This is a genomic window from Streptacidiphilus alkalitolerans (assembly GCF_042511045.1).
Taxonomy (GTDB): Bacteria; Actinomycetota; Actinomycetes; order Streptomycetales; family Streptomycetaceae; genus Streptacidiphilus; species Streptacidiphilus alkalitolerans.
Window position 1 is genome coordinate 170,229 of record NZ_JBHEZX010000008.1, and the last position, 23,555, is coordinate 193,783.

At 71.0% G+C, this 23,555-nt stretch carries 22 protein-coding genes and 1 tRNA gene; 13 read left to right on the forward strand and 10 right to left on the reverse strand.

Annotated features, from left to right (window positions below):
* Positions 1–10: 10 nt before the first annotated feature.
* Positions 11–508, reverse strand: coding sequence for an ATP-binding protein (locus ACEZDG_RS20095; RefSeq protein WP_380511441.1), 498 nt, complete (start codon positions 506–508; stop codon positions 11–13).
* Positions 509–885: 377 nt separating this feature from the next.
* Between ACEZDG_RS20095 and ACEZDG_RS20100 the strand changes: the two genes are divergently transcribed.
* From ACEZDG_RS20100 to ACEZDG_RS20120, 5 genes are all read left to right on the forward strand, one after another.
* A tRNA-Leu gene (locus ACEZDG_RS20100) sits at positions 886–968 on the forward strand.
* Between the two features lie 1,100 nt (positions 969–2,068).
* Positions 2,069–3,553 (forward strand): HNH endonuclease, encoded by a 1,485-nt coding sequence (locus tag ACEZDG_RS20105; protein WP_380511444.1) that lies wholly within the window; start codon positions 2,069–2,071, stop codon positions 3,551–3,553.
* A 292-nt stretch (positions 3,554–3,845) separates the two neighbouring features.
* The gene (locus tag ACEZDG_RS20110; RefSeq protein WP_380511446.1) at positions 3,846–4,202 is read left to right on the forward strand and encodes a hypothetical protein; all 357 of its coding nucleotides are present in this window, start codon (positions 3,846–3,848) and stop codon (positions 4,200–4,202) included.
* 632 nt (positions 4,203–4,834) lie between these two features.
* Positions 4,835–5,800, forward strand: coding sequence for a quinone oxidoreductase family protein (locus ACEZDG_RS20115; RefSeq protein ID WP_380511449.1), 966 nt, complete (start codon positions 4,835–4,837; stop codon positions 5,798–5,800).
* Between the two features lie 114 nt (positions 5,801–5,914).
* A complete protein-coding gene (locus ACEZDG_RS20120; RefSeq protein ID WP_380511452.1) occupies positions 5,915–7,498 on the forward strand; it encodes a purple acid phosphatase family protein in 1,584 nt (527 codons plus the stop codon).
* 67 nt (positions 7,499–7,565) lie between these two features.
* On the opposite strand, the gene ACEZDG_RS20125 is transcribed toward ACEZDG_RS20120, so the two are convergent.
* Genes ACEZDG_RS20125 through ACEZDG_RS20135 form a run of 3 tightly spaced genes read right to left on the reverse strand, consistent with a single transcriptional unit; the run spans position 7,566 to position 10,975 of the window.
* Positions 7,566–8,270 carry an ABC transporter ATP-binding protein gene (locus tag ACEZDG_RS20125; RefSeq protein WP_380511455.1) on the reverse strand — a complete coding sequence of 235 codons (705 nt, stop codon included), beginning with the start codon at positions 8,268–8,270 and terminating at the stop codon, positions 7,566–7,568.
* A 5-nt stretch (positions 8,271–8,275) separates the two neighbouring features.
* A complete protein-coding gene (locus ACEZDG_RS20130) occupies positions 8,276–9,634 on the reverse strand; it encodes an ABC transporter permease (protein WP_380511458.1) in 1,359 nt (452 codons plus the stop codon).
* 36 nt (positions 9,635–9,670) lie between these two features.
* A complete protein-coding gene (locus tag ACEZDG_RS20135; protein ID WP_380511460.1) occupies positions 9,671–10,975 on the reverse strand; it encodes an ABC transporter permease in 1,305 nt (434 codons plus the stop codon).
* A gap of 150 nt (positions 10,976–11,125) precedes the next feature.
* On the opposite strand from ACEZDG_RS20135, the gene ACEZDG_RS20140 reads away from it, so the two are divergent.
* The 3 genes from ACEZDG_RS20140 to ACEZDG_RS20150 all read left to right on the forward strand — a co-directional run bounded on the left by ACEZDG_RS20140 (position 11,126) and on the right by ACEZDG_RS20150 (position 13,452).
* On the forward strand, positions 11,126–11,788 hold the full coding sequence (locus tag ACEZDG_RS20140; RefSeq protein ID WP_380511463.1) for a response regulator transcription factor: 663 nt from the start codon (positions 11,126–11,128) through the stop codon (positions 11,786–11,788).
* Positions 11,779–13,026, forward strand: coding sequence for a sensor histidine kinase (locus ACEZDG_RS20145; protein WP_380511466.1), 1,248 nt, complete (start codon positions 11,779–11,781; stop codon positions 13,024–13,026). The genes ACEZDG_RS20140 and ACEZDG_RS20145 overlap by 10 nt, the downstream gene beginning before the upstream one ends.
* 69 nt (positions 13,027–13,095) lie before the next feature.
* A complete protein-coding gene (locus ACEZDG_RS20150) occupies positions 13,096–13,452 on the forward strand; it encodes a nitroreductase/quinone reductase family protein (protein ID WP_380511470.1) in 357 nt (118 codons plus the stop codon).
* A gap of 48 nt (positions 13,453–13,500) precedes the next feature.
* Here ACEZDG_RS20150 and ACEZDG_RS20155 read toward each other — a convergent pair whose 3' ends face one another.
* On the reverse strand, positions 13,501–14,352 hold the full coding sequence (locus ACEZDG_RS20155) for a helix-turn-helix transcriptional regulator (protein ID WP_380511473.1): 852 nt from the start codon (positions 14,350–14,352) through the stop codon (positions 13,501–13,503).
* Between the two features lie 85 nt (positions 14,353–14,437).
* Between ACEZDG_RS20155 and ACEZDG_RS20160 the strand changes: the two genes are divergently transcribed.
* Positions 14,438–15,238, forward strand: coding sequence for an SDR family NAD(P)-dependent oxidoreductase (locus ACEZDG_RS20160; protein ID WP_380511476.1), 801 nt, complete (start codon positions 14,438–14,440; stop codon positions 15,236–15,238).
* Between the two features lie 36 nt (positions 15,239–15,274).
* Here the strand turns inward: ACEZDG_RS20160 and ACEZDG_RS20165 are convergent, their stop codons facing one another.
* The 4 genes from ACEZDG_RS20165 to ACEZDG_RS20180 all read right to left on the reverse strand — a co-directional run bounded on the left by ACEZDG_RS20165 (position 15,275) and on the right by ACEZDG_RS20180 (position 19,573).
* Positions 15,275–16,990, reverse strand: coding sequence for a cation:proton antiporter (locus ACEZDG_RS20165; protein WP_380511479.1), 1,716 nt, complete (start codon positions 16,988–16,990; stop codon positions 15,275–15,277).
* Positions 16,981–17,715 carry a response regulator gene (locus ACEZDG_RS20170; protein ID WP_380511482.1) on the reverse strand — a complete coding sequence of 245 codons (735 nt, stop codon included), beginning with the start codon at positions 17,713–17,715 and terminating at the stop codon, positions 16,981–16,983. The genes ACEZDG_RS20165 and ACEZDG_RS20170 overlap by 10 nt, the downstream gene beginning before the upstream one ends.
* Before the next feature lie 84 nt (positions 17,716–17,799).
* Positions 17,800–18,990, reverse strand: a complete 1,191-nt coding sequence (locus ACEZDG_RS20175) for a sensor histidine kinase (protein WP_380511485.1) — start codon at positions 18,988–18,990, stop codon at positions 17,800–17,802.
* Positions 18,991–19,021: 31 nt separating this feature from the next.
* Complete coding sequence (locus ACEZDG_RS20180) at positions 19,022–19,573, reverse strand: hypothetical protein (RefSeq protein WP_380511488.1); 552 nt, start codon at positions 19,571–19,573, stop codon at positions 19,022–19,024.
* A gap of 198 nt (positions 19,574–19,771) precedes the next feature.
* Between ACEZDG_RS20180 and ACEZDG_RS20185 the strand changes: the two genes are divergently transcribed.
* The 3 genes from ACEZDG_RS20185 to ACEZDG_RS20195 all read left to right on the forward strand — a co-directional run bounded on the left by ACEZDG_RS20185 (position 19,772) and on the right by ACEZDG_RS20195 (position 21,614).
* Positions 19,772–19,960 (forward strand): hypothetical protein, encoded by a 189-nt coding sequence (locus ACEZDG_RS20185; RefSeq protein ID WP_380511491.1) that lies wholly within the window; start codon positions 19,772–19,774, stop codon positions 19,958–19,960.
* 62 nt (positions 19,961–20,022) lie between these two features.
* Positions 20,023–21,027 (forward strand): LacI family DNA-binding transcriptional regulator, encoded by a 1,005-nt coding sequence (locus ACEZDG_RS20190; protein ID WP_380511494.1) that lies wholly within the window; start codon positions 20,023–20,025, stop codon positions 21,025–21,027.
* 98 nt (positions 21,028–21,125) lie between these two features.
* Entirely contained in the window at positions 21,126–21,614 is a 489-nt protein-coding gene (locus ACEZDG_RS20195) for a hypothetical protein (RefSeq protein WP_380511497.1), read from the forward strand.
* Between the two features lie 45 nt (positions 21,615–21,659).
* Here ACEZDG_RS20195 and ACEZDG_RS20200 read toward each other — a convergent pair whose 3' ends face one another.
* On the reverse strand, positions 21,660–23,066 hold the full coding sequence (locus ACEZDG_RS20200; RefSeq protein ID WP_380511499.1) for a DUF2252 domain-containing protein: 1,407 nt from the start codon (positions 23,064–23,066) through the stop codon (positions 21,660–21,662).
* An 86-nt stretch (positions 23,067–23,152) separates the two neighbouring features.
* On the opposite strand from ACEZDG_RS20200, the gene ACEZDG_RS20205 reads away from it, so the two are divergent.
* The gene (locus ACEZDG_RS20205; protein WP_380511502.1) at positions 23,153–23,548 is read left to right on the forward strand and encodes an SHOCT domain-containing protein; all 396 of its coding nucleotides are present in this window, start codon (positions 23,153–23,155) and stop codon (positions 23,546–23,548) included.
* Positions 23,549–23,555: the final 7 nt, after the last annotated feature.

Below are 23,555 nucleotides of genomic sequence, written 5' to 3' on the forward strand. Positions count from 1 at the left end.
CTGCTGCTGGTCAGGGCTGCGGTTCCGGGCGGGGGCGGGGAAGCGGGAGCGAGGCCCAGACCACCTTGCCTCCGGTCGCGGTGCGCTCGACGTCGCAGACCCCGCCCGCCTCCGCCGTGATGGTCTTGACCAGCAGCAGCCCGCGTCCGCCGGTGCGGCCGGACTCGACCTCGTCGTTGTGCAGGGCTCTGGGCCGGTAGGGGTGGCTGTCCTCCACGGAGAGCCGCACCCAGCCGGAGCCGATCACCACCTCGACCACCAGTTGCGGCGAGAGCAGCGCGGCGTGCCGGACGGCGTTGGTGACCAGCTCGGAGGCGATCAGAAGCAGCCCCTGCAGCAGCTCGTCGTAGCCCTCGCCGTTCATGCCCTGGGCCCGCAGGAGATCGCGCACGGCATGCCGCGCCTGCGGTACGGACACGTCCACGGCGGGTGCGGCGAACCGCCAGACCCCCTCGACGCCGAGGATGCCGGGCAGGGGCGGGGGCGGCGTCGGCCTTGCGGGCGGCATTCCGGAGGAGGGGTCGGGAGGGACTTCTCCACAGACATGCATGTCGGTGCCGCCATCCTCTGCGCAACGGGCCTCCGGCTGGTCTTCTGCTGCCGCGCCGGTCGACTCATCCGATATGAGACCGCGTGGGCACAGGCTGCACCCAGGTTGCTGCACAAAGTGTCTGTTTCTAGCTGACTTCTGATCGTTCATGGCCCCAGCTCGACCATTTGACGCCACATCCCGACGCCACCCCAGCGGCCCCCTGCTCGCCCCCTGCTCGCCCGCCGGGCGGGAGCGCCGGCCCTCCCGACCCCGCGGGACCACGGTCGGGAGCACTCCGTTTTCTTGGTATTGTTTCCCTGTCAGCACGACGGCAACGCCGCGTTGACCACCCGGTCCGGGTGGCGGAATGGCAGACGCGCTAGCTTGAGGTGCTAGTGCCCTTCGGGGCGTGGGGGTTCAAGTCCCCCCTCGGACACAGACAGGGTCGTTCACGATAACGGCCTGTGGCGCTTCACGATTTGGCCCCCTGATCTTGGATCAGGGGGCCAAATCAGTACCAAGCAGGGCTTACGGTCCTGTCGGCGCGGACGGCAAGGCGGTGATGCGATGGCAGCCGCTGCGAGGCTGTGTGCGGGGCCGAACGAGGACGTGCCTGGGAACCGCTCGGTGTTGGTTCCCAGGCACGTCCTCGTTTGTTGAGCGCTGCGGTGAAGGGCGCGGGTTGTTACTCCCCGGCCGGGAGCGCTTCGTAGGTGTGGTCGACCCAGGTCAGTCGGCTCGGGGCGATGGCTGAGAGGTCTTCGGGGGACGCCGTTCCCGGCCTGGCGTCGTCGAGGCACAACTGCTGGCCGAGCATATGGATCTTGCGGTAGTTCGATACGCAGATGATGTTCGAAGATGATGTCGTCGAGGTCTTTTTCCAACGCGCTGGTGCGAGCGGCGATGGCGAAGTGGAGAACGGTCGCGTCCGTCTGAGGTTCCACCGCGATTCCCAGAAGGTCCGGGCCGATGAGGCCCAGCGCGGCCCGGCCTGCCTGAGGTGGCAGGTAGTTCCTCCGCAGCAGCGTGCGCTCTTCGGCAAGAGTGAGGTCCGGGCGGTAGTACAACGTGGCACCGGCGGGCCGCGACGTAGTCCGCAGGCTCAGGGTGCCCTCGGGCGCCTGGGGATGCAGGCCCCTGGCAGGGTGGTGTGCAAAGCGGGTCAATTCGCCGTCTGCCTGGTAGTCGCACGGGCAATCCGGCCGACGCGCAATGGCGCTCACCCGTGGCCACGTTGGCCCACCTCCTCTCCTGGCACTGGGCCTGGATACCGACGGCCCGTCCTCGCGACCGAGGAGTTCGCGGACATGCTGGCTGGCTGTGCGTCCGAAAAACGGCATCAGTCTGGTAATGATCATGGAATCGCCGGGAAGCGCCTGATCAACTACTGGCCCCGGCTCTGAGAAGCAGAACTCGCGGACGATCCGCAACTGGCCACCCACGGGTCGGCTCGTTCTCTGCATGGGCGTGCACTGCTGCAACCGAAGTCGGAGGCGAAAAGGGCCGGTTGTCAGAGGCGGCCTTTACGGTACGGCCATGAATGAAAGACCACAGAAGGCAATGTCGGTTCGGGGCTCGGCTTGCCCCCAGGACGCCCGGAACGCGACACCCCCCGAGGGGGTGCAGGTCGATGCGAAGCCGAGGGGCATCGCGCTGTATCACGACATGAGGGTCGAAGAGGATTTCAACAAGTGCGCCACCCGCCTCTTCACGATCCTCAAGAAGGCTGCAGCGGAACGGCCTGGCGCCCCGCGCTACCTCTACTTGGACATCCAGGGGCATCGCAACGCTGCAGGCGGCTACGACGCGGATGCCCTGGAGATCATCCGCGAGTTCCTGCTGGACTTCCTCGGCCCGTATGTGACGGAGATCAGCACACCGCTCTACCGGGCGAGGAACCCCAAGCCGCAACGCGAGGACATTCCTGACGTTCTGAATATTCAAGACCCAAATCGTGAACATACCTACGACCATGGTGACTTAGGCGTCCGCAACCGAGACAGTGGTCCTGATCAGCGCCGATCCAGACCACCGGTCCGGGCCATCGCCGACTACCTCGGTCTCGATGAGCCGATCTGCCTGATCTGCTGGCAGGCACCGGTCGAAAGGGCCCATGTGGTTCCAGAGTCGCTCGGCGGCTCGAACGATGTGCGCAACTTTGCACTTCTCTGCCCACAACATCACCGCGAGGCACCCGATGTCGCGGATGCCGAGGCGTTCTGGTCCTGGGTCGACTACGCCTGTGACCGCGACGGTCATATGAAGTGGGACGGTGTGGATCCGGAGATGCTGGCGCGTATGGAACACGTCGGGCTCCACATTGACATCTCCGGACCGGTGCGCAAGAGCCTGCACCATTTCACTCGAGTCCGTGATGAACTCGTGCGTCACTACGGCTGGTGCCCTGAGGACTTCGCCGGTGGGTACCACTGGGGAGCGTTGATGGAGGAGTTCCATACGGTCATTGATGCGGCGACCAGTACCCACTTCAACGTCGCCAAGAAGGCATCCACTGAGGCATGGGCCCTCGAAGTGGCTCGCCGACGCTTGAGAGACAGAGACGCGGCAGGCGAGCCTGCTGATAACCAGCCGACGGTGTCGGACCGCTCCTCCGTCGAATTGGCGGAACGGACGGCGAGCAAGTCGCCGGGCAGCAGCAGTGCGAGAAGCTTGGCGGACGCCGCGCGTCGGGCCGACACCGCAATCGAGGCGGCGGCACTCGTGCGCGACCTCATCGGTTCGGCGGGGGTGTCCAATGCCGACGATGTGCTGCGTGGCATCAAAGAGGAGGTGGCGGACCGCACCGCGCAAGTCGAGAGACTGGCTGCTGAGTTGATGGAGCACGCGGCCTGCCGGAACTGCGGTCACGCTGTTGCCCGGATCGGTGACGTCCCCTGGCGTCATAGTGCTGCGGCACCCATGTCCCGTGGCTGCCGGGCTGCGAGTTTCGACCGGGACGGCACTTGGGACGACTCCCTTAACCGATCATGGAAGGCGATGCCTCGGAGGACACTTCGGTGAGCCGCTGATAGCTGCGGGCAGGGTTGCGCTGGGGCTCGGCATCGTGGCGATGCTGGGGTCGGCCGGCCAGTCGGCCTCCGTCCTGACAAGGAACTGATCCCGTCGGGATCAGCAAGCCCGGCAATATGGGCATGAACTTCAAGGCGGTCCGACGACGAATGGGAGCGTGGTTGTGGCGTTCCCTTCTGTGCCCAGGTGGACAGTTTCGAGCACGGCAGCGCTGCAAGCGAAGGCCCCATGTGCATGTGTATCCATGAATCCGGGAAGTGATCTTGAGGCTGCCGGGAAGTAATTGATCAATTGCAGGAGCGCCGGCCGATCGCCGAAGCGGTCCTGGGCCTGTCGGAGAAGCTGCTGGAGGCCCACCCGGCTGTTCAGCCTCTTCCAGGGACCCCACTGGACCCTGCTCGGCTACGACATCGACGCGAACCGCGCTCCGGTCGGGCGGCGCGGTCTGCACATCCACACCCTCGGTGCCCGAGGCGACATCCTCGACACCGGCGGCCACGTCCAGAGCGCCTACGCGCTGGCCGGCCCGCCGTGGATCCTGGTCCGGCCCGACGGCTACCTCGCGGCCGTGGCCGATGCCGCGGATCTCGGCTCCATCGAGGCATTCCTCGACACCGTGGGCATCCGCCCCGCGCGGTGACCCGCCCGCGCACCGCACAGGCCACCGCACCGATGGAAGGAAGCAGCATGTCCACACCGAATCCCGCCGACCGCAGCCCCCGCACTCGACGCGAGCACCGCCTCCTGCGGGCCGCCGCCGAGCGACGGCGCTCCACCGCGCAGTAGGAGTTCGACCAGCTCCAGCGCCACTTCCGGGGCGACCTGCGCAACGTCCGCAGGCAGGGCGAGACCGCGGCCATCGTCACCCGCTCCAAGCTCGCCGAGCTCGCAGCCCGGGGCATCACCCGGCTGCTGGAGGGCCTGCGCCGGCCAGCAGCCTCGGTAGCCGCACCCCCGCCGACCGAACCGGGACCTGCAGACGCAAGGAGTCGCATCTTGACCAGCCTGTCATCTGCCCTGGTCGCGAGCGCCGCCCTCCGGAGTCGGCCACGGCGCGGAACTGGGCGTGCTCGGTGGGCGTCAGCGCTGCGGTCAGGACAACTGGACCAGGGCGTCCGGTGTGCCCTGCGGCTCCTCGGCCGCCGGGTCCGCTGTCCGGCGATGGGCGTGGCTGGGGGGCATGGGCGGCTTCCTCCGCCTGACTTGCTTGACTTGGTACGTGGCACAAACTACAGTTCACATGGTACGTGACACAAACCTTTGGAGGTCCCCATGCACGCCGCTGTCGTCCGTTCCTTCGACGCCCCGCCCCGCTTCGACACCTTCCCGACCCCCGTCGCCACCAGTGCGGACCAGATCCTGGTCGACGTCCTGGCAGCCGGCCTGCACCCCCGGGTGCGCTCGGCCGCCAACGGCACCCACTACACCTCCGACGGCACCCTGCCCATGGTTCCGGGCATCGACGCGGTCGGCCGCACCCAGCAGGGGGAACTGGTCTACTTCATCGCCGATGACGACGATCCGGGCACCATGGCCGAACAGGCCGTCGTGGACCGCCGCCGCGCCGTCGTCCTGCCCGACGGCACCGACGCCGCCGCCGTCGCCGCCGCGATGAACCCCGGCATGTCCTCCTGGGTCGCCCTGCGCCGCCGGATCGATTTCCGCCCCGGCGGATCCGTCCTGGTCCTGGGCGCCACCGGCAACGCCGGCCAACTCGCCGTCCGGATCGCCACGCACCTCGGCGCCGCCCGCGTCGTCGCGGCCGGCCGCGACCCCGAGCGGCTCAGCCTGCTGCCCGGCATGGGCGCCGACGAGACCATCACGCTCACCGACGACCCCAAGGAGGTCGCCGACCGCCTGACCAAGGCCGCTGGGGACGTGGACGTCGTCATCGACTACCTCTGGGGGCCGGTCACCGAAGCCGCCATGCCCGCCGTGCTCACCGGCCGCACCGAACGCAGCAAGCCGCTGGCCTGGATCCAGATCGGCTCCATGGCAGGACTCGAACTCACCCTGCCCTCCTACCTCCTGCGCGCGGCGAACCTGCAGATCATGGGGAGCGGCCAGGGCTCGGTCACCGCCGCCGGCATCCTCGCCGAACTGCCGGCCCTGGCCGCGGAGATCACCCGCGGCACCCTGGCCGTCGACCCCGTCGCCGTTCCGCTGAGCCAGGTCGAGCAGGCCTGGAACGCCCCCACCGCCCCTGGCCGGCGCATCGTGCTCACCCCGGGCGAATGAGGCCGCGCACCTGCTGCTTTTCCCAGCGTTCCCATGGGAAATCACGGGGAGCTGTGGTTGCTGGTTCAGGCGGCGTTCGCCTCGGGGCCACCACGCGCTCCTAGCCTCCGGGGCATGACGAAACAGGGCATGACTCCTGAGCAGGCAGCCAATCTCAGCATGGCCGAGCAGCACGAGTGGTTCCGCCGGGCGACCTCGCGGCGGGCGATGCTGCGCGGCGGGCTGGTCGGCGCGGGAACCGCGATCGTCGGCGCCGCCGGGCTCTCCGGCACCGCCTCGGCCGCGCCGCTGCGGTCCGCCGCCTCGCTGCTGCCGACCGCGGACCGTCCGACCGGCTCCACGGTGGTCCCCTTCGGGCGGCACATCTCCTTCGGCGCCGACCCGACCCGGCAGATGTCCGTGGCCTGGCAGGCGACGAACAGCGTCCGCAACCCCTTCGTCCGGATCGGGCGCTCCCCGCGGGACCTCGGCGAGAAGCTGCACGCCGACGTCCGGGTGCTGTCCACCCTGGCGAGCGACACCAGCCCGATCGACTCGGTGGCGCTGGTCTCGCCGAGCACGGTCGAGCAGTACTACCTGCACGCCTCGCTGAACGGGCTGCGCCCGGGCGAGACCTACTACTACACGGTCGGCCACGACGGCTGGGACCCGCGCGCCAACCTGGCGGTGGTGAACTCCTTCACCACCGCGCCGAGCAAGCGCGGCCCGTTCACCTTCACCGCCTTCGGCGACCAGGGCATCAGCTACGACGCGGTGGCCACCACCCATCTGATCGCGGGTCAGCACCCGGCGTTCCACCTGCACGCCGGCGACGTCTCCTACGCCGAGGGCACCGGGCACGGCCTGATCACCGACTCCTACGACCCCAAGGTCTGGGACTCCTTCTTCCAGCAGGTGGAGGCGGTGGCGGCGACCGTGCCGTGGCAGGTGGCCTCGGGCAACCACGAGATGGAGCCCTGGTACTCGGCGGACGGCAACGGCGGCCTGGCCGCCCGGTTCGACTTCGCCGGGCAGCAGAACACCTACTACTCCTTCAGCTACGGCAACGTCGGCGTGATCACCCTGGACGCCAACGACGTGTCCTACGAGATCCCGTCCGGCAACGGCTACACCGGCGGCAAGCAGACCGCCTGGCTGAAGCAGGAACTGGCCGCCCTGCGCAAGCGCGCCGACATCGACTTCATCGTGGTCCAGTTCCACCACTGCGCCTACAGCACCTGCTCCTCGCACGCCTCCGAGGGCGGCGTCCGCCAGTACTGGACCCCGCTGTTCGACGCCTACGCCGTGGACCTGGTGATCAACGGGCACAACCACGTCTACGAGCGCACCGACCCGCTGAAGGCCGGCAAGGTCACCACCGCCGCCCCCAGCGGCGCCACGGTCACCCCCGCCACCCAGGGCACCACCTACGTGGTCGCGGGCGGCGCCGGCAACAGCCTCTACTCCTTCCCGGCCAAGGACAGCTACGACGGCGCGGTGGACGATGTCTCCCCCATCGCCTCCTTCGTCAACGAGCCGGGCCAGACCAAGACCGCCGAGAGCGTCACCTGGTCCCGGGTCCGCTACACCGGCTACTGCCTGCTGGCCATCGACAGCGCCCCGGCCGCCAGGGGCCGCACCTCCAAGCTCACCGTCCGCGCCATCGACGGCTTCGGCGCCGAGATCGACCGCGTGGTGCTGGCGCGCACCGCGAAGTAGTCAGGTCGGGGCTCCCGATCACGATCGGGAGCCCCAACTCCGGGTCCGGCCGGCTGGGGTGGACGCCTCAGCTGCCTCCCACCGTGACCCTGCCCTTGCGCAGGGTCAGGGTCCGGTCGGATCGTGCGGCGAGGGTCTGGCTGTGGGTGACCACGATGACGCACTTGTTCTGTTCGTGTGCCAGCTGCTGGAAGATGCCGATGATGCCGTCGGCGGTGTCCTCGTCGAGGTTGCCGGTGGGTTCGTCGGCGAAGAGGATGTCGACGTCGCAGGCCAGGGCACGGGCGATGGCGACGCGCTGCTGCTGGCCGCCGGAGAGCCTGAGGACGTTGCGGTGGGCGGTGTCGGGGTCCAGGCCGACCTTGGCCAGGATCTCCAGCGCGTGGGCCTTGCGCCGTCCCGTCGCGGGCCTGGCGCCGGTGATCTCCATGGCGGTGGTGACGTTCTGAAGCGCCGTCATATAGGTGAGCAGGTTGTACTGCTGGAAGACGGTGGCGGCGTGCTTGTTGCGGTAGCGGCCCAGGCCGAGCTTCGACAACTCCTGCCCGTCGAAGTGAATGGTTCCCTTGGTGGGGCTGTCCAGTCCGCTGGCCAGGCTGAGCAGCGTGGTCTTGCCGCTGCCCGAGGGGCCGAGAACGGTGTAGAAGGTGCCGCGCTCGAAGTCCAGGTCGATCTGCTTGAGCACGGTGGTGCGGCGTCGCTGGCTCTGGTAGACGTGGCTGACGTCGGACAGTTGCAGCACGGGTACGAGTGCGACGGGGGTTCCGGTCATGGTGGTCACTTGCCCTTGGTGAGGATGCGGCGGGGGTTGAGGCGCAGCGAGGAGGCGGCGGGGATCGCGGTGGCCAGCAGGCCGACGCCGAGGCTGATGCCGGCGACCGTGCCGAGGTCCGCGGGCCGGAGCCGGACGGTGATCCGGTCGATGGGGTCGGCGCCCTTGACGGGTGCGTCGTTCGGGTCGATGCCCTCGCCGAGCCCGGTGGAGCCCGGGGGCGGCGGCTGATAGGCGTTGATCTTCTGCAGGGCCGAGGCGGCCTGGCTGTGCAGGAGGCTGTCGCCCGCCCGCTGGGTCAGGCCCTGGGCGAACAGGGAGCTGAGCGCGATGGCGAGGAGCGCGACCGCGGTGATCTCCACGCACTGCTGGGCGACCAGCTTCCACCTGTTCTCACCCATCGCCAGCAGCACGCCGAACTCCGTGCGGCGCTGTTTGACGGCGAGGGCGGCGAGCAGGCCCAGGACGAGTGCGCCGGCGATGCCGATCAGCCACATGGCCGCGGTCGCGGAGGTGGTGACACTGTCCAGGGGGCCGGTCATCTGCTTGAGGGCCTTGTCGTTGATGCTGAGCTTGAATCCGTGCATCGCGTTCCCCGCGGTGCGTTCGGCCTGTGCCTTGAAGCTGTTGAACGCGCTGGCGTCCTTCAACTGGAAGGTGGCGCCCTGCAGTTGGGCCGGGCCGTGCTTGCCGCCGGAGTTGAGCCGGCCCAGTGCGGCGGCCGGGACGATCAGCCGGTCCCCGGGGAACTGCTGGTAGTCCGGGTCGGGCTGGTCGGAGGGGTTGCGGTAGACGCCCTTGATGGTGAACGCGGCCTTGGTGTGGCCCCCGGGGTCGTTCTGGGTCAGCGTGATCCGGTCGCCGACCTTGAGGTGGTTCTTGTTCGCCAGCCGCTCCTCGACCAGGACCACATTGCGGTCCTGGTCGGCGGCGGTGATGGGGCTGCCGGACAGCAGCGTCCAGGTCCCGTTGTCGAAGTCGGGCAGCAGCGAGGAGTCCCTGACGCCGGTGGCCAGGGTGTAGTTGGGCGGGGCGTCGGAGGTGAGCGGCTTGTCGCTGACGAGCTTCGGGCCGCCGAGCAGTTGGGTGCCGTCGACGTAGGTGTAGTTGTACTTGGCCACCAGCGGGGACGCGCCGATCCGGTCGACGACGTCCGAGCCGATCTGCGGGGCCTGGAACTGGTTGCCCGACAGGCCGCCGAGGTCCATCCCGAGGGTGACCGCCGCGCCCAGGGTGCGTTTGGCGCTGTCGGCGGCTCGTCCGGTGGCGGTGTTGATGAGCAGGCCGGCCAGCACCATGGTGCAGATGACCAGGAAGGTGCCCAGGGTGATCAGGGACCTGGCCTTGCGCGACCACAGGCTCAAGCCGGCTCGTTTGACGAAGTTCATGGGTGTGGGGGCCTATTCGGTGTCGGTGAGGATGGAGCGGGGGTGCAGCCGGAGGATCCCGATGCCCGGGACGACGGTGGAGACCAGGGCGATGCCCAGCCCGATGCCGGCGACCTTGCCGAGCTCGCCGACATCCATCCGGACCTGCGGCGCCTGCGCCTCCTGCGGGACCTGAGGCGCCTGCGGGAGCGGCGCCAACGAGGGGATCCGGTCGGCGGTGACGCTGTGCTGCTCGTGGGCCAGCAGGGCGCTGCCCGCCCGGTGGGCCAGCGACTGACCGGCCAGGGCGGCCAGGGCGAGGGCCGGCAGCAGGACGGCGGCGACCTCCACCGTGTGCTGGCCGATGAGCCTCCACTTCTTCTCGCCCAGGGCGAGCAGCATGCCCAGTTCGTCGCGCCGCTCCCGGATCGTCATCGCCACGATCAGGCTGAGGATCACCGCGCCGGACAGGGTGATCAGCCAGACCAGCGCGGCCGTGAACGACCCGACCCGCTGCAGCGGCAGGACCTGGTCCCGGTACGCCTTGTCGTTGACGTCGAAGCGGAAGCCGCGGGCGCCCAGCAGCCGGGCGGCCTCGGCGCGCAGCTGCTGGACCTGTCCGGGGGAGCCGACCTTGAAGACCGCCTCCTCGGGCCGGTCGCCGAAGCCCAGTGCGGTCAGGGCGGCGACCGGCGCGTACACCTGGTTCGCGGACAGTTCGCTCGGCGCCACCCACTGGGGCGGATCCGGCCGGGGGTCCTGGTACAGGCCGACGATTTCGAACGCGGCCGTGCGCTTTCCGTCGGCGGAGGCGAGGGTGACCCGGTCGCCGACCTTCAGCCGGTTCCTGACGGCCAGGCGCTGCTCGATCAGCACGACCCTGCGGGCCCGGTCCTGCTCGGTGAGTGCGCGTCCGGAGACGATCGTGGTGGTGCCGGTGGCGAAGTCCAGCAGCATCCCCGAGTCGCGGATGCCGTACACCGTCAGCCCGTCCTTGCCGCCGTCGCCTGCCCTTTCGGATCGGCGGGGTTCGGGCAGGTTCGAGACCACGGGGGTCAGCCCCTGCGGTTCGGTCACTGCCCGCAGCATCGGGTTGTACCGCTGCACCGGCGGGGAGGCGCCGAGGGTGTCGACCGTCCGCGAGGTCAGCTCGGCGCCGCGCACGGTCACGTCCACCCCGATGCGCCGTCCAGCCTCGGCCTGGCGCCGGGCGGTCGCGTCCTGGAGCAGGAAACCGCCGAGCAGCAGGGTGCAGATCACCAGGAAAATGCCGAGCAGAATGCCGGTCTTTCCTTTTCGGGCCCTCAGACTGAAAGCAGCCCGTTTGACGAAGTTCATGGAGCGAACAACACCAGCCCGGCCCGCGCAACGGCATAAGGGCTGTTACGGCTGTATAAGAGCGACGGGTTCCGGGCCTGCTCAGCGGGCCGAACACGCCGGACGGCCGTCTTTATCCCGCTGCAATCCCCGGCGTGCTTCTCTGATCCCATGAGAGTTCTCCTGGCCGAGGACCACGCGATCCTGGCGCGGACCATCGCCACCGGCCTGCGCAGGCAGTCCATGGCCGTGGACATCGCCGCCTCGGGCGACGAGGCCGAGCGGATGTGCCTGCTCGCCGCGTACGACGTGCTGATCCTGGACCGCGACCTGCCGGTGATGACGGGCGACGAGGTCTGCCTGCGGCTGCGCGAACTGCGCGACCCGCCGCCGATCCTGATGCTGACCGCGGCCGGTTCGCTGGAGGACCGGGTCTACGGCCTGGACCGGCTGGGCGCCGACGACTACCTCGGCAAGCCCTTCGACTTCACCGAACTGGTCGCCCGGGTACGGGCGTTGAGCCGCCGCGCGCCCAAGCCGCCGTCGGTCGTCCACGAGTACCAGGGCATCTCCCTGGACCTGACCCGGCACGAGGTGCACGTCGACGGCCGGGCGGTCGAACTCACGCCCAAGGAGTTCGCCGTGCTGCTGATGCTGATCGAGGCGCGCGGCGAAGCCGTCACCCACCGGGAGCTGGTGCGTTCCATCTGGGACGAGAACCTGGACCCGCGCACCAGTGCGGTGCGCGCCACCGTCAGTCGGCTGCGGGGCAAGCTCGGCGTCCCGGACGCGATCGTGGCCGATGCGGGCGAGGGGTACCGGCTGTGCCGCTGACCCGCCCGGCGCGCCTCCGCGGCGCCCTGCGCGCCATGTCCTTCCGGACCAGGATCGCCGCCGCGTTCGCCACGCTGTTCGTGCTGGCGGGAGTAGTGCTGCTGGCCTTTGTGGTGGTGCTGGCCCGCTACGGCACCGCGCAGCAGGTGCAGGGCATCGACCTGGTGCGCGGCACCGGGGGGCCGACCGGCGCGGCACCGTACGCCACGACCAGCCCGCTGCGCCCGACCACCCCGGCCGGCCCGGCGACTGCGGGGAGGACGGGCAACGCCGGCGGGGGTGCCGAGCCCGACGGCATCGCGGTCCAACTGGTGGACCGGACCGTGACCGCGGTGCAGAACGCGGCACTGCAGCAGATGCTGCTGTGGTCCGGCGTCGGGCTGGTGCTGATCACTCTGCTGGCCTCGTTCGTGGGGTGGTGGCTGGCCGGACGCGCCCTGCGGCCGGTGATCGCGGTGACGGACACGGCCCGCCGGATCAGCGAGCAGAACCTGCACGAGCGACTCGCCCTCACCGGCCCGGACGACGAGCTCCACAAACTCGCCGACACCTTCGACATCATGCTCGACCGCCTGGAGAAGGCGTTCGACAGCCAGCGGCGCTTCGTCAGCAACGCCTCGCACGAACTGCGCACGCCGCTGGCCGCGCAGCGCACCAGCCTTCAGGTCGGACTGGCCGACCCGCTGCCCGACGGCCTGGCGGAGGTGCGCGAGGACCTGCTGAGCGTCAACCGCGAAGCGGAACAGCTGATCGACTCCCTGCTGCTGCTGGCCCGCAGCGACCGCGGCCTGCAGCAGACCGAACAGGTCGAACTCAGCACACTGGCAGGGCAGTTGGTGGAAGGACTGGGCCCGGCGGCCCGGGCGCGGGACGTCTCCGTCACCCTGACGGTCCATCAGCTGCTGCGGGTGGAAGGCGATCCCGTGCTGCTGTGCCAGCTGCTGACGAACCTGCTCGACAACGCGCTGCGGTACAACCGGCCGGGCGGCACCGTCACGGTCCACCTCACCGAACGGGTCCTGACCGTCGCCAACACCGGTGGCACCGTGGCACAGGAGCAGGTCGCCGACCTCTTCGAGCCCTTCCGCCGCCTCGGGCAGGACCGCATCGGCAGCACCGGTCACGGCCTGGGCCTGTCCATCGCCAGATCCATCGCCGAGGCCCACGGCGCGGACATCACCGCCGACCCCGGCCCGGACGGGGGGCTGACCGTCGCCGTCACCTTCCGGGCCACGTAGCCTGGGCTTGGCGCCCCATGGGCATGCCGCCCCGTGGGGTGACGCCATTCGACAATGCCCGGAGGTCTCGTGGGACAGCGCAGAACACTGGTGGCACGGCTGGCCGTTCCGGCCAACGCGGCTGTGTCCGCGCTGGTGTCCTCACCGCGGTGGGGACGGCTGGTCGGCCGCTCCTTCGCCGTGATCACCTACACCGGGCGGCGCTCGGGCCGTACCGTCAGCACGCCGGTGGGCTACCGGCGCAAGGGGGATGTGGTGACCATCGCCGTGATGATGCCCGACGCCAAGACCTGGTGGCGCAACTTCACCGGTGACGGCGGCCCGATGACCCTGCGGCTGGACGGGACCGAGCGCCACGGCCAGGCTCTGGCCCGACGCGACGACCGGGGCCGGGTCGCCGTCTCGGTCCAGCTCGACAGCGCCTGAGCGGCATCCGGACTGTGCCGGACCTCCCGGGACTGTCGGGACGGGACGCTACCGCCGGTAGTCGCCGGCCTCGGCGCCGAGGACGCTCAGCAGCGCCAGCGCCTCGGCGCTGCGGGATCCCTGCGGCGCGCTGTAGAGCACCAGGTTCTGGTCCCGGTCCGTGAGCGTGAGCGCGTCGCAGTCGACGGTGATCTCCCCGACGACCGGGTGCCGGAAGGTCTTGGTGAGCATCGGCGCGGCCTGGACGTCGTGCTGCTCCCAGAGCCGGGCGAACTCCGCGCTGGAGTCCCGGAGTTCGTCGATGAGTGCGGTCACCGCGGGGTCGGACGGGTAGCGGGCGAGGGTGGATCGGAGCCCCATCACCACATGGTGCCGGAACTCCGCGGCGTCGGAGACCCCGTACAGCGTTGTTTCGGCGCGGGCGGGCCGGAGGAAAGCCCGGCGCGCGAGATTGCGGTCCTCCGGGGCCAGCTCGGCGAAGTCCTCCATCAGCGCGGCGGCGAGGTCGTTCCAGGCGAGCACCTCGAACACGGCGGAGGTCACAAAGGCGGCCGTCTGCGGCAGCCGCTCCAGCAGCGCGAGGATGCTCGGGCGGACGTCGCGCCGGTGCAGCCCGGTACGGCTCGGTGCGGTGCCGGCGAGCACGTGCAGGTGGTCGGACTCGGTGTCGGTGAGCCGCAGCGCGCCCGCGATCCCGGCGAGGACCTCGCCCGAGGGCCGCGGCGCCCGGCCCTGCTCCAGCCGGACGTAGTACTCCGTGGAGATGTGCGCGAGGACCGCCACCTCCTCGCGGCGCAGACCCGGTGTCCGGCGTCGCGGGCCCGAGGGCAGGCCGGCGTCCTCCGGCCGGAGCCGCTCGCGGCGGCTGCGGAGGAAGGCTGCGAGCTCCTGTTTGTCCATACCCCAAGTGTGCACGCGGTGCGGCGACGGATCCTGGTACTGCCTGTGCCTGAATCCGGCCCGGAGACCGGCTGAGACTGGCAGCATGACAAACCCCACCGACACCGCACCCACCAACACCGCACCCGTCGGCCTGCTCACCGGCAAGGTCGTCCTCATCACCGGCGCCAGTCGCGGCATCGGCGCAGCCGCGGCCCAGCTCTTCGCCCGGGAGGGCGCCGCCGTGGTGCTCGCCGCCCGCGGCACCGACGCCCTGGACCGCATCGTCACCGAGATCCGCGCCGGGGGAGGTGTCGCCGACGCGGTGACCCTGGACCTCGCCGACCGTGCGAGCGTCCGCGCCGCCGTCGACCGGGTCGAGGAACTGCACGGACGGCTCGACGGCGCGTTCAACAACGGCGCGACCGGTCAGCGGCAGCCCGGCCCGCTGGACGCCACGACCGACGAGGACATCGACGAGCAGTTCGCCGTGAACTTCCGCTCGCACTGGACCGCCATGAACGCCGAGGCCGCGCTCATGCGCCGGAACGGGGGCGGGGCGATCGTCAACACCTCCAGCATCGGCAGCCGCCGCGCGAACCCCGCCCTCCCCGCCTACGCCGCGATGAAGCGCGCCCTCAACAGCATCACCGAGACCGCCGCCGTCAGTTGGGCCAAGGACGGCATCCGGGTGAACGGCATCACCCCCGGCGGCACCGCCACCGAGATGATCGACGCGTGGGAGGCGGCGACCCCCGGCGTCGTCGCCAGGATCAAGGCGTCGATCCCGCTCGGACGGATGGCCGAGCCCCATGAGGTGGCCGAGGCGGCCGCGTGGCTGCTCAGCGACCGGGCGTCGATGGTGACCGGTGCGATCGTGCCGGTCGACGGCGGCGCGGGCGCCTGAGCGGCAGGCCCCGGCCGTGGTGGGGGCGGCGCGCGGTCAGCCCTCGGGCTCCTGGAAGCGGGCCAGTTCGTTGTCGATCATGGCCTGGGCCTGGGCGAGGACGCGGGAGTTGTAGGCGCCGGTCGAGCGGATGGACAGCAGTTCGTCCTGCTTGGCGTTCGCCGCGGCCAGTATCAGGTCCCGGTACTGCTCCCGCGGGTCGACGCCCTCGGCGACGGTGCCGGCCGGGGCGGGCGGTTGGCGGCGGGTCGCGGTCCAGGTGCGGACCTGGTCCAGGATCGCGGGGTCGTAGGGGGCGCCGTCGGCCGTCGTCAGCCCGGGGTCGGCCAGCGCGTCGGTCACTCTGGCCGCCAGCTCGGAGGACAGGTCGATGAAGGCGGCGCGGTCGGCGGCGGCGTCGTCGCCGGGAATCCTGAGCGCGCGGATCACCCGGGGCAGGGTCAGGCCCTGCAGCAGCAGCGTGGTCACGGCCACGACGAACGCGATCAGCAGCAGCTGCGGCCGGTAGGGGGTGTCGGTCGGCAGGGTCTGGGCGGCGGCCACCGTGATCGCGCCGCGCATCCCGGACCAGGCGATCACCATCCCGCCGCGCCAGCCGAAGGTCTCATTGATCCGGAACTCGGCGTCGCTCCTGCCCCGCCGCAGCCGGCCCTCCAGCCGCTTCGGGTCGGTCTTCTTGAACCGGTGCGGCAGTTCCTGGCCGGTGCTGAGCCGGTCGGCGAGGTCGTCAAGCGCGGTCCGGAAGCTCTCGGCCCTGTCGGCGTCGCGCCTGAGCGAGGCCACCAGCGGTCCGAGGAACAGGATCCGGACCGCGATCGCCAGCAGCGAGGCCAGCAGCCCGATCCCGACGGCGTGCGCGATGCCCTGTCCGGCGTCCTGCGCCTGGTCCACCAGGGTTCTCAGCTGAAGGCCCATCAGCAGGAAGATCCCGCTCTCCAGCAGGAAGGCCACGGTCTGCCAGTTCACCTCCTCGGCGAGCCGGTCCCTGGCCCGCAGGAACCGGGGGCTGAGGTGGCCGCTGACCAGCCCGGTCGTCACGACGGCCAGGACGCCCGAGGCGCCCATCGCCTCGGCGGGCAGGAAGGCCAGGAAGGGCACCACGAACGAGAGGGCCGTATTGAGCACGGCGTCGGCGAGACGGCCCCGCACCAGGACGGTGAGCAGGCCGACCAGCACGCCGACGACGGTGGCGATGAGCACCGAGAGGACGAAGTCGACCCCCACCTTCCACAGGTGCACGGTGGAGGTCATCGCGGCGACCGCCGAGCCCAGCAGTACAAGTGAGGTGGCGTCATTGACCAGCCCCTCGCCCTCCAGGATGGTCATCAGCCGGGACGGCAGCCCGAGCCGCTTGCCGATGGAGGTGGCCGCGACGGCGTCGGTCGGGCTGATGATCGCGCCCAGCGCGAACGCGGCGGCCAGTCCGAGGCCGGGCAGGAGCCAGCTGAACAGGTAGCCCGCGCACAGCGTGGTGGCGACCACCAGAAGCACCGCCAGCCGCAGGATCGCCTTGAGGTCGCGCCGGAAGTCGATCGCGGACATGTGCACCGCCGAGGCGTACAGCAGCGGCGGCAGCACCACGGTCAGCACGAGTTCGGGCTCGACCTCGATGTGCGGCACCCCCGGCAGGAAGCTGAGCACGATCCCGACCACCACCAGGGCCAGCGGCGCGGCCACCCCGATCCGCCGGGACACCACCGCCACGGCGACGATGCTGATCACGCCGAACACGGCGATCAACGTCAGTTCCACGACCCGTTCCCCGTCTGCTGCGTGCCACCGCCCTGGTCGGCCAGGCCGTGCCGCCAGGCCCAGGCGATCAGGGCGGCGCGGTCGTCCATCGCAAGCTTGGAGAGTACGTGGTTGAGGTGGGTCTTGACCGTCGCCTCGCCGACCACCAACGCCCTGGCCACCTGCCGGTTGTTGAGCCCCTGGGCGACGAGCCGGACCACGTCGACCTCACGGCGGGTCAGACCCCCGGCCTCGACCGGGAGTTCGGCGGAGGGCGGCGGTTCCTGGGCCGGGACGGGGGTGGGAGCCGCGGCGGCGTTCGGCTCGTCGATGAGCAGCTGGACCAGCCGCCGCTGCACCGCCGAGTCGAGGACGGTCCGTCCGGCGGCCACGTCGTGGACCGCGGCCAACAGCGCCTCGCTGGTGGCGTCCTTCGTCAGATAGCCGGCCGCTCCCGCCCGCAACGCCGGCAGCACCGCGTCGTCGTCGGCGTAGGTGGTGAGGATCAGCACCCGGACCCCGAGGCCGGCGGCGACCACCCGGGCGGTGACCTCGGCGCCGTCCAGCACCGGCATCCGCAGGTCGACCAGGGCGACGTCGGGGCGCAGTTCCGAGGCCAGCCGTACGGCCTCGCCCCCGTCACCGGCCTGGCCGACCACCTCGATGTCGTCGGCCGAGGACAGCAGCAGGACGACCCCGTCCCGCACCACCGCCTGGTCGTCGGCCACCAGCACCCGAATCGTCACCGCTCCACCCTTCCGCACGCGCTCGGTGTCCGGTGCCCGGACGGCAGCCCAGCCGCTCACGCCCCTATCCTGCCGCCCGCGGACTCACCCGCGGACTCCGGCCCCGTCCGGCCCACCGGCCCCAGTTCCGCTCAGCGGCACCCGTACCTCGGTGTGCCATCCGCCGCCGCCCGGCTGCGGCCCGGAGCCCACCGTCCCGCCGACCGCCTCGATCCGCTCGCCCATGCTGCGCAGCCCCGTGCCGCTGCCCTTCACCCCGGAGGGCCGGCCTCCGACCGGCAGGCCGTGGTCGCGGACATCGACCCGCAGCCCCCGCTCGTCCCAGGCGACCCGGACCTCGATCGCGCTGCCGGTGGCGTAGCGGGCCGCGTTGGTCATGGCCTCCTGCACCGCCCGGTACACCGCATGGCCCGCCTCCGGGTCCAGTCGGCCGGGGCGGCCGGTGACGAGCAGCTCCGCCTCGCCGGGGAAGCCGCCGACCAGCGCCTTCAGGTCGTCGACGCCGCGCAGGTGGGGTGCGCGCAGGGCGCCGACCGCGGCCCGTGCCTCCTGGACGCCGTCGCGGGCGAGACCGGCGGCGCGGTCCAGGGGGTCGGTCAGCGAGGCCGGAGCGTTCTCCCGGCGCGCGATCGCGCGGATGGCCTGCAGGTGCATCGAGAGTCCGGCGAGGCTGTGCGCGAGCACATCGTGCATCTCGCGGGCGATCCGGTTGCGCTCCTCGGCCGCCGCCGCCTCCTGCTGCGCCTGCCGGGAGGCCTCCAACTCGGCCAGCAGGGCGACCGCGCGGTCCCGCTCGGCCTGCAATTCGTCGTGCTCGACGGCCCGGTCCGCGATGGCCCAGGGCCCGAGCCCGGCCAGCAGGCCGGCCGGGCTGCCGACCACGGCCATGATGATCACCCCGAAGGCGACCGACACCGCCCCGACGCAGACGATGCGCGCCGGGCCCGCCGGGACCCACCTCGGCAGCACGGAGGCCCCGCCGATCACCGGGACCGAGCCCAGGCCACCGGGCACCAACGCGGTGGCGGCGAGTCCGGAGCCGATGGTGACCGCCGCCGCGAACCTCCCCCAGCGCGGGGGCAGGGGCCGCCGGATGGCCAGGTTGCCGACCGCGGCACACAGCACCAGCACGCCGACGACCAGCCGGAGGATCAAGCCGGTGGCCGCGAGGACGGTCACCGCCCCGCAGGCGATCATCGCGGTCCCGCCGGTCAGATTGCCGCGGTCGACGGACCGCCACCACACGTCATCACCGCTGCGCCGCACTGTCGACATCCCGGTTCCCTCGATCGGACGTAGCCGCCGGTCAGACGTAGCTGTCGGGACGGGCCGCAGGGGACAGCTCGAACTGCTTCTCCTGGCTGGCACGCGCGGTGAGGACCTGGCCGCGGATGACCATCGTACCCAGCCGGACGGCGACCTCACCGAAGGCCATCAGGATGAGCGCCGCCACCCAGGCCTGGCCGGTGGTGATGTCGTGGGCCACGGAGAAGTGGGCGAGGTGCGCGGCGCCGGAGGAGTGCGTGGACCAGACGGCGAAGCCGAGCCGGAAGCCCATGCTGATGACCCACAGGGCCGCCGCGCCGAGGGTGGCCTTCACCCGCACGTGCCCGTCCGCGTACCGGACCCGGGTGAGCAGGCCGCCGACGAGGCCGAAGACGACCCCGACCGCCGCGAACAGGGTGATCAGCACCAGGTCGTTGCCGGCGGTCGGCACGCTGCGCAGGTAGTGGCTGGTCGCCCACCCGACCAGGGCCAGCGGCAGCAGCACGGTGCGGAGGCTGAGCCGTTCCTCCCGCAGCTGGCGGAAGACGATGAGGACGAGGGCGATGTCGATGATCCAGTCGGAAAGGTTCATGGCTCGACTATCCGGCGCGGGCTTCCGAATACCTTCAACCCCCGGGTGGAACCCGGGTGGAGGCCCTCATCGCCGGTTGTGGGGCTGAAAGAGGAACTGGCCGCCGGCCGTTCCGCCGCAGGCTCCGGAGCGGTGATTGAATGAATCTTCCGCGTGCTCCATCCTGGTTGGCGCCGAGGGAAGAGGAAGAGGACGCCAGTGCGCTTCGAGGTCACGCACCACCTGCCCGGGCACGACGCCCCCGTCGTCACGCTGACCGACGCCGCCGGGGTCGCCGCCCTGCTGGCGGAGGCCGAGAGCAACGGGAGCGTGGTCCGGGTCCGCCCGTACGCCCCCGGGGCGGGCGGCGCCGCTGACGCGCCCCCCGAAGGAGACGCGTCGGCGTAAGCGCGCCTTTTTATTGCGCTCGTCTGCAAATATTTTGCGGGTTATGGCCTAGTCTTGCGGCTATGGCGCGAAGGCTTGCAGATGTGGCTAAGAAGGTCGGCGTGAGCGAGGCGACGGTCAGTCGTGTCCTCAACGGCAAGTCGGGGGTCGCCGAGGCGACCAGGTCCAGAGTGCTGACCGCGCTGGACGTGCTCGGCTACGAGCGGCCGACCCAGCTGCGCGGACAGCGCTCACGGCTGGTCGGGCTGGTGCTGCCGGAACTGGCGAACCCGATCTTCCCGGCCTTCGCCGAGGTGGTCGGCGGAGCGCTGGCCCAGCAGGGGTTCACCCCGGTGCTGTGCACCCAGACCGCCGGCGGGGTGTCCGAGGCGGAGTACGTGGAACTGCTGCTGCGTCAGCACGTCTCGGGGGTGGTCTTCTTCGGCGGGCTGTACTCCCAGGCCGACTCCCCGCACGAGCACTACGAGCGGCTGGCCCAGCGCGGGCTGCCGACGGTGCTGATGAACGCGGCCTTCGAGGACCTCGACTTCCCCCAGGTGTCCTGCGACGACGCGGTCGCCGTCGAGCAGGCCCTCGGACACCTGCTCTCGCTGGGCCACCAGCGGATCGGGCTGCTGCTGGGGCCGCCGGACCACATGCCCTCACGCCGCAAGCGGGTCGCCGCCCATGAGTTCGCCGCCAGGACCGGCCTGGCACTGCCCGACTCCCACATCGAGCACGCGCTGTTCTCCCTGGAGAGCGGCCAGGCCGCCGCGGCGAGACTGCTGCAGCGCGGGGTCACCGGCATCATCTGCGCCAGCGACCCGCTCGCGCTGGGAGCGGTACGCGCCGCCCGGCGCCGGGGGCTGAGCGTCCCGGGGGAGGTCTCCGTCATGGGGTATGACGACTCCTCCTTCATGACCTGCACCGACCCGCCGCTGACCACGGTGCGGCAGCCGATCGAGGCCATGGGCCGGGCCGCCGTGGACCTGCTGGCGGGGGAGATCGCCGGCGGACAGGTCAGCCACGACGAACTGCTCTTCGCCCCCGAACTGGTCGTCCGCAGCTCCACCGGTCCGGCGGCGTAGGCGGCTGGACGGCCGACGGAGCCGGGCGAGTCGGTGGGCGGTAGCCAGAACCGTTCCGGCCGACGCGGCGTCCCCCACTGCGGACAAGGGGGACAAGAATGACTGTTGCCGCGGGTGCCGCCTGGCGCCGCAACCGGCGTTGGCTCGTCGCCGCGGTGGCGACCGCGGTGCTGCTGCTGTGCGCACTCTGGGCCCGGGGCGTCTTCCGGGACTCCGACGCGTCCGCGCCGTCCTGCTCCTGGTCGGCCGCCCGGATCGAGAAGGCCGACGCGGACCAGGCCGGCCTGATCCGCTGCTATCTGCGCGCGGTCGCCCAGCACAGCGACGGCCAGCTCCGCGCGGTGGTCCGCTCGGGCAGCGACGGCCCCAGCGGATTCTCGCCGGCCGACTTCGCCTATACCCGGGACGCCAACAGCGGCAGCGCGACCGTCACCGTCACCGGCAATGACTCGGACAGCGCCGACGCCGATGTGGCGATCCGTTACGCGGACGGTGTGCGGCAGCAGTTGGAGATCCACCTGGCGGATCCCGCGTCCCTGCACTCCTGGCGGTTCTGGAACGTCGGCACCTACCCGGACCAGGGCTGACGCAGCACCGGACGCCCGGTCGGACCGCCCGGTCGGACCGCCCGGTCAGACCGCGGCGGCGGTGACCCGGCCGGACCCGACCGCGTCGACCAGCGCCCGGTGGTCGCGTTCGTTCTGGTCGGCGTAGCTCTCGGCGAACTCCGCCACGGCCCGGTCGAAGACGTCGCCGCCGCCCAGGTAGGCGGCGATGGCGATCCGGTCCCCGGACCTGGCGTGCGCGCGGGCCAGGGTGGCGCCGCAGACCTCGCCGAACAGCGCCATGCCCTGAGGCACCATCAGCGCGGGGAGGGCGATGCCCTTCCAGTCCCGCAGTTGCCGGACGTAGAAGTCCCGCTCGCGGCCGTCGATGCCCTGGGTCCGGTGCCAGCCGAGGAAGATGTCGCTGGCGGACTGCATCAGGCGCTGCCCGGCCACGACCCGCTCGCCCTGGGTGGCGTACTCGCTGGGGCCCGCGAAGGGCGCGAGCACGGACTCGTCGGCCTCCTTGGCCTGCAGCAGCAGCGGGTCGCCGCTGTCGCGGCCGAGCAGCAGGACGATCCAGCAGCGGGTGCCGACGCTGCCGACGCCGACGACCTTGCGCGCCATGTCGGTGACGGTGAACTGGTTGAGCAGATGCTGGCGGTCGGACTGCAGGGTGTCCCGGTAGCGCTCGATCAGCTCGGTGATCCGCTGTTCCAGCAGACCGCGCTCGCCGTCGGGGAGCAGGTCGGCGATCGGGGTGACCAGGGGCGGCGAGGGGGTGATCCTGGGCACGCCGTCGACCACCCGGGCGAGCTTGGCGAAGGCCTGCAGCCGGTCCTGGGTACGGGCCTTCGCCAGGGACTTGGACAGCCGCCGCCGGCCGCGCTTGTTCAGTTCGCGCGAGGCCAGGGCGCCCAGGGCGTCGGCGTCGGCCTTGGCGTACCAGACGTCCAGGTCGTGCATGCTGGCGAAGCGGCGCATCCACTCGCGGTAGGAGCGGACGCAGCCGCGGACGATGCCGCGGCGCTCCCGGTCCGAGTAGCCGTTCTCCCGGCCTGCGATGACCAGGCTGGCGGCGAGTCGTTTGACGTCCCACTCCCAGGGCCCGGGCAGGGTCTCGTCGAAGTCGTTGATGTCGAACATCAGGTTCCGCTCGGGGGAGGCCAGCAGCCGGAAGTTCAACATGTGGGCGTCGCCGCAGAGCTGGGCGCGCAGCCCGGAGGCCGGGGTGGCCGCGAGGTCGCCGGCCATGATCGCGGCGGCGCCGCGGTAGAAGCGGAACGGCGACTCGGTCATCCGCGCGTAGCGGATCGGCACCAGCTCCTGCAGCCGGGCGGCGGACTGCTTCTCGATCACGTCCACCGGATCGGGCCGCCGCGCGGTCGGCTCGAACACGGCGTGGGACGACCGGGGCGCCTGCGCCCGCGCGGCCCTGCCCCTCGCTGCCCGCTCCGCGGGGGAGGGCCGTTGCGCTGCCTGATCCTGGGTCATCGACGCGTCTCCTGACCGGCGGGAAATCGTACATAATGGTAATTTTCACACCATAATGCCACCGGTTGTGAACAGGAGCTGGAGCCATGAGCCACCCGCTGCTCAACGCGTTCTTGATGATGCTGTGGTTCTTCTTGTGGATCATGTGGTTGTTCCTGCTGTTCAAGGTGGTCACCGACCTGTTCCGGGACCACGGGATGAGCGGCTGGTGGAAGGCGCTGTGGCTGGTCGGCCTGGTGGTCCTGCCGTACCTGGGTGTGCTGGTGTACCTGGTCGTCCGTGGGCGTTCGATGGGAGAGCGCGAGCAGCAGGCCGCCCGGGACAAGGAGCAGCAGTTCCAGGACTACGTCCGCAAGGCCGCCGCCGAGGCGCCTCCGGCGGACAGCCAGGCCGGGCAGTTGGCCAAGCTCGCCGAGCTCAAGCGCAGCGGTGACCTCAGCCAGGAGGAGTTCGAGCAGGCCAAGGCCCGCCTCCTGGTCTGAGTGCGCG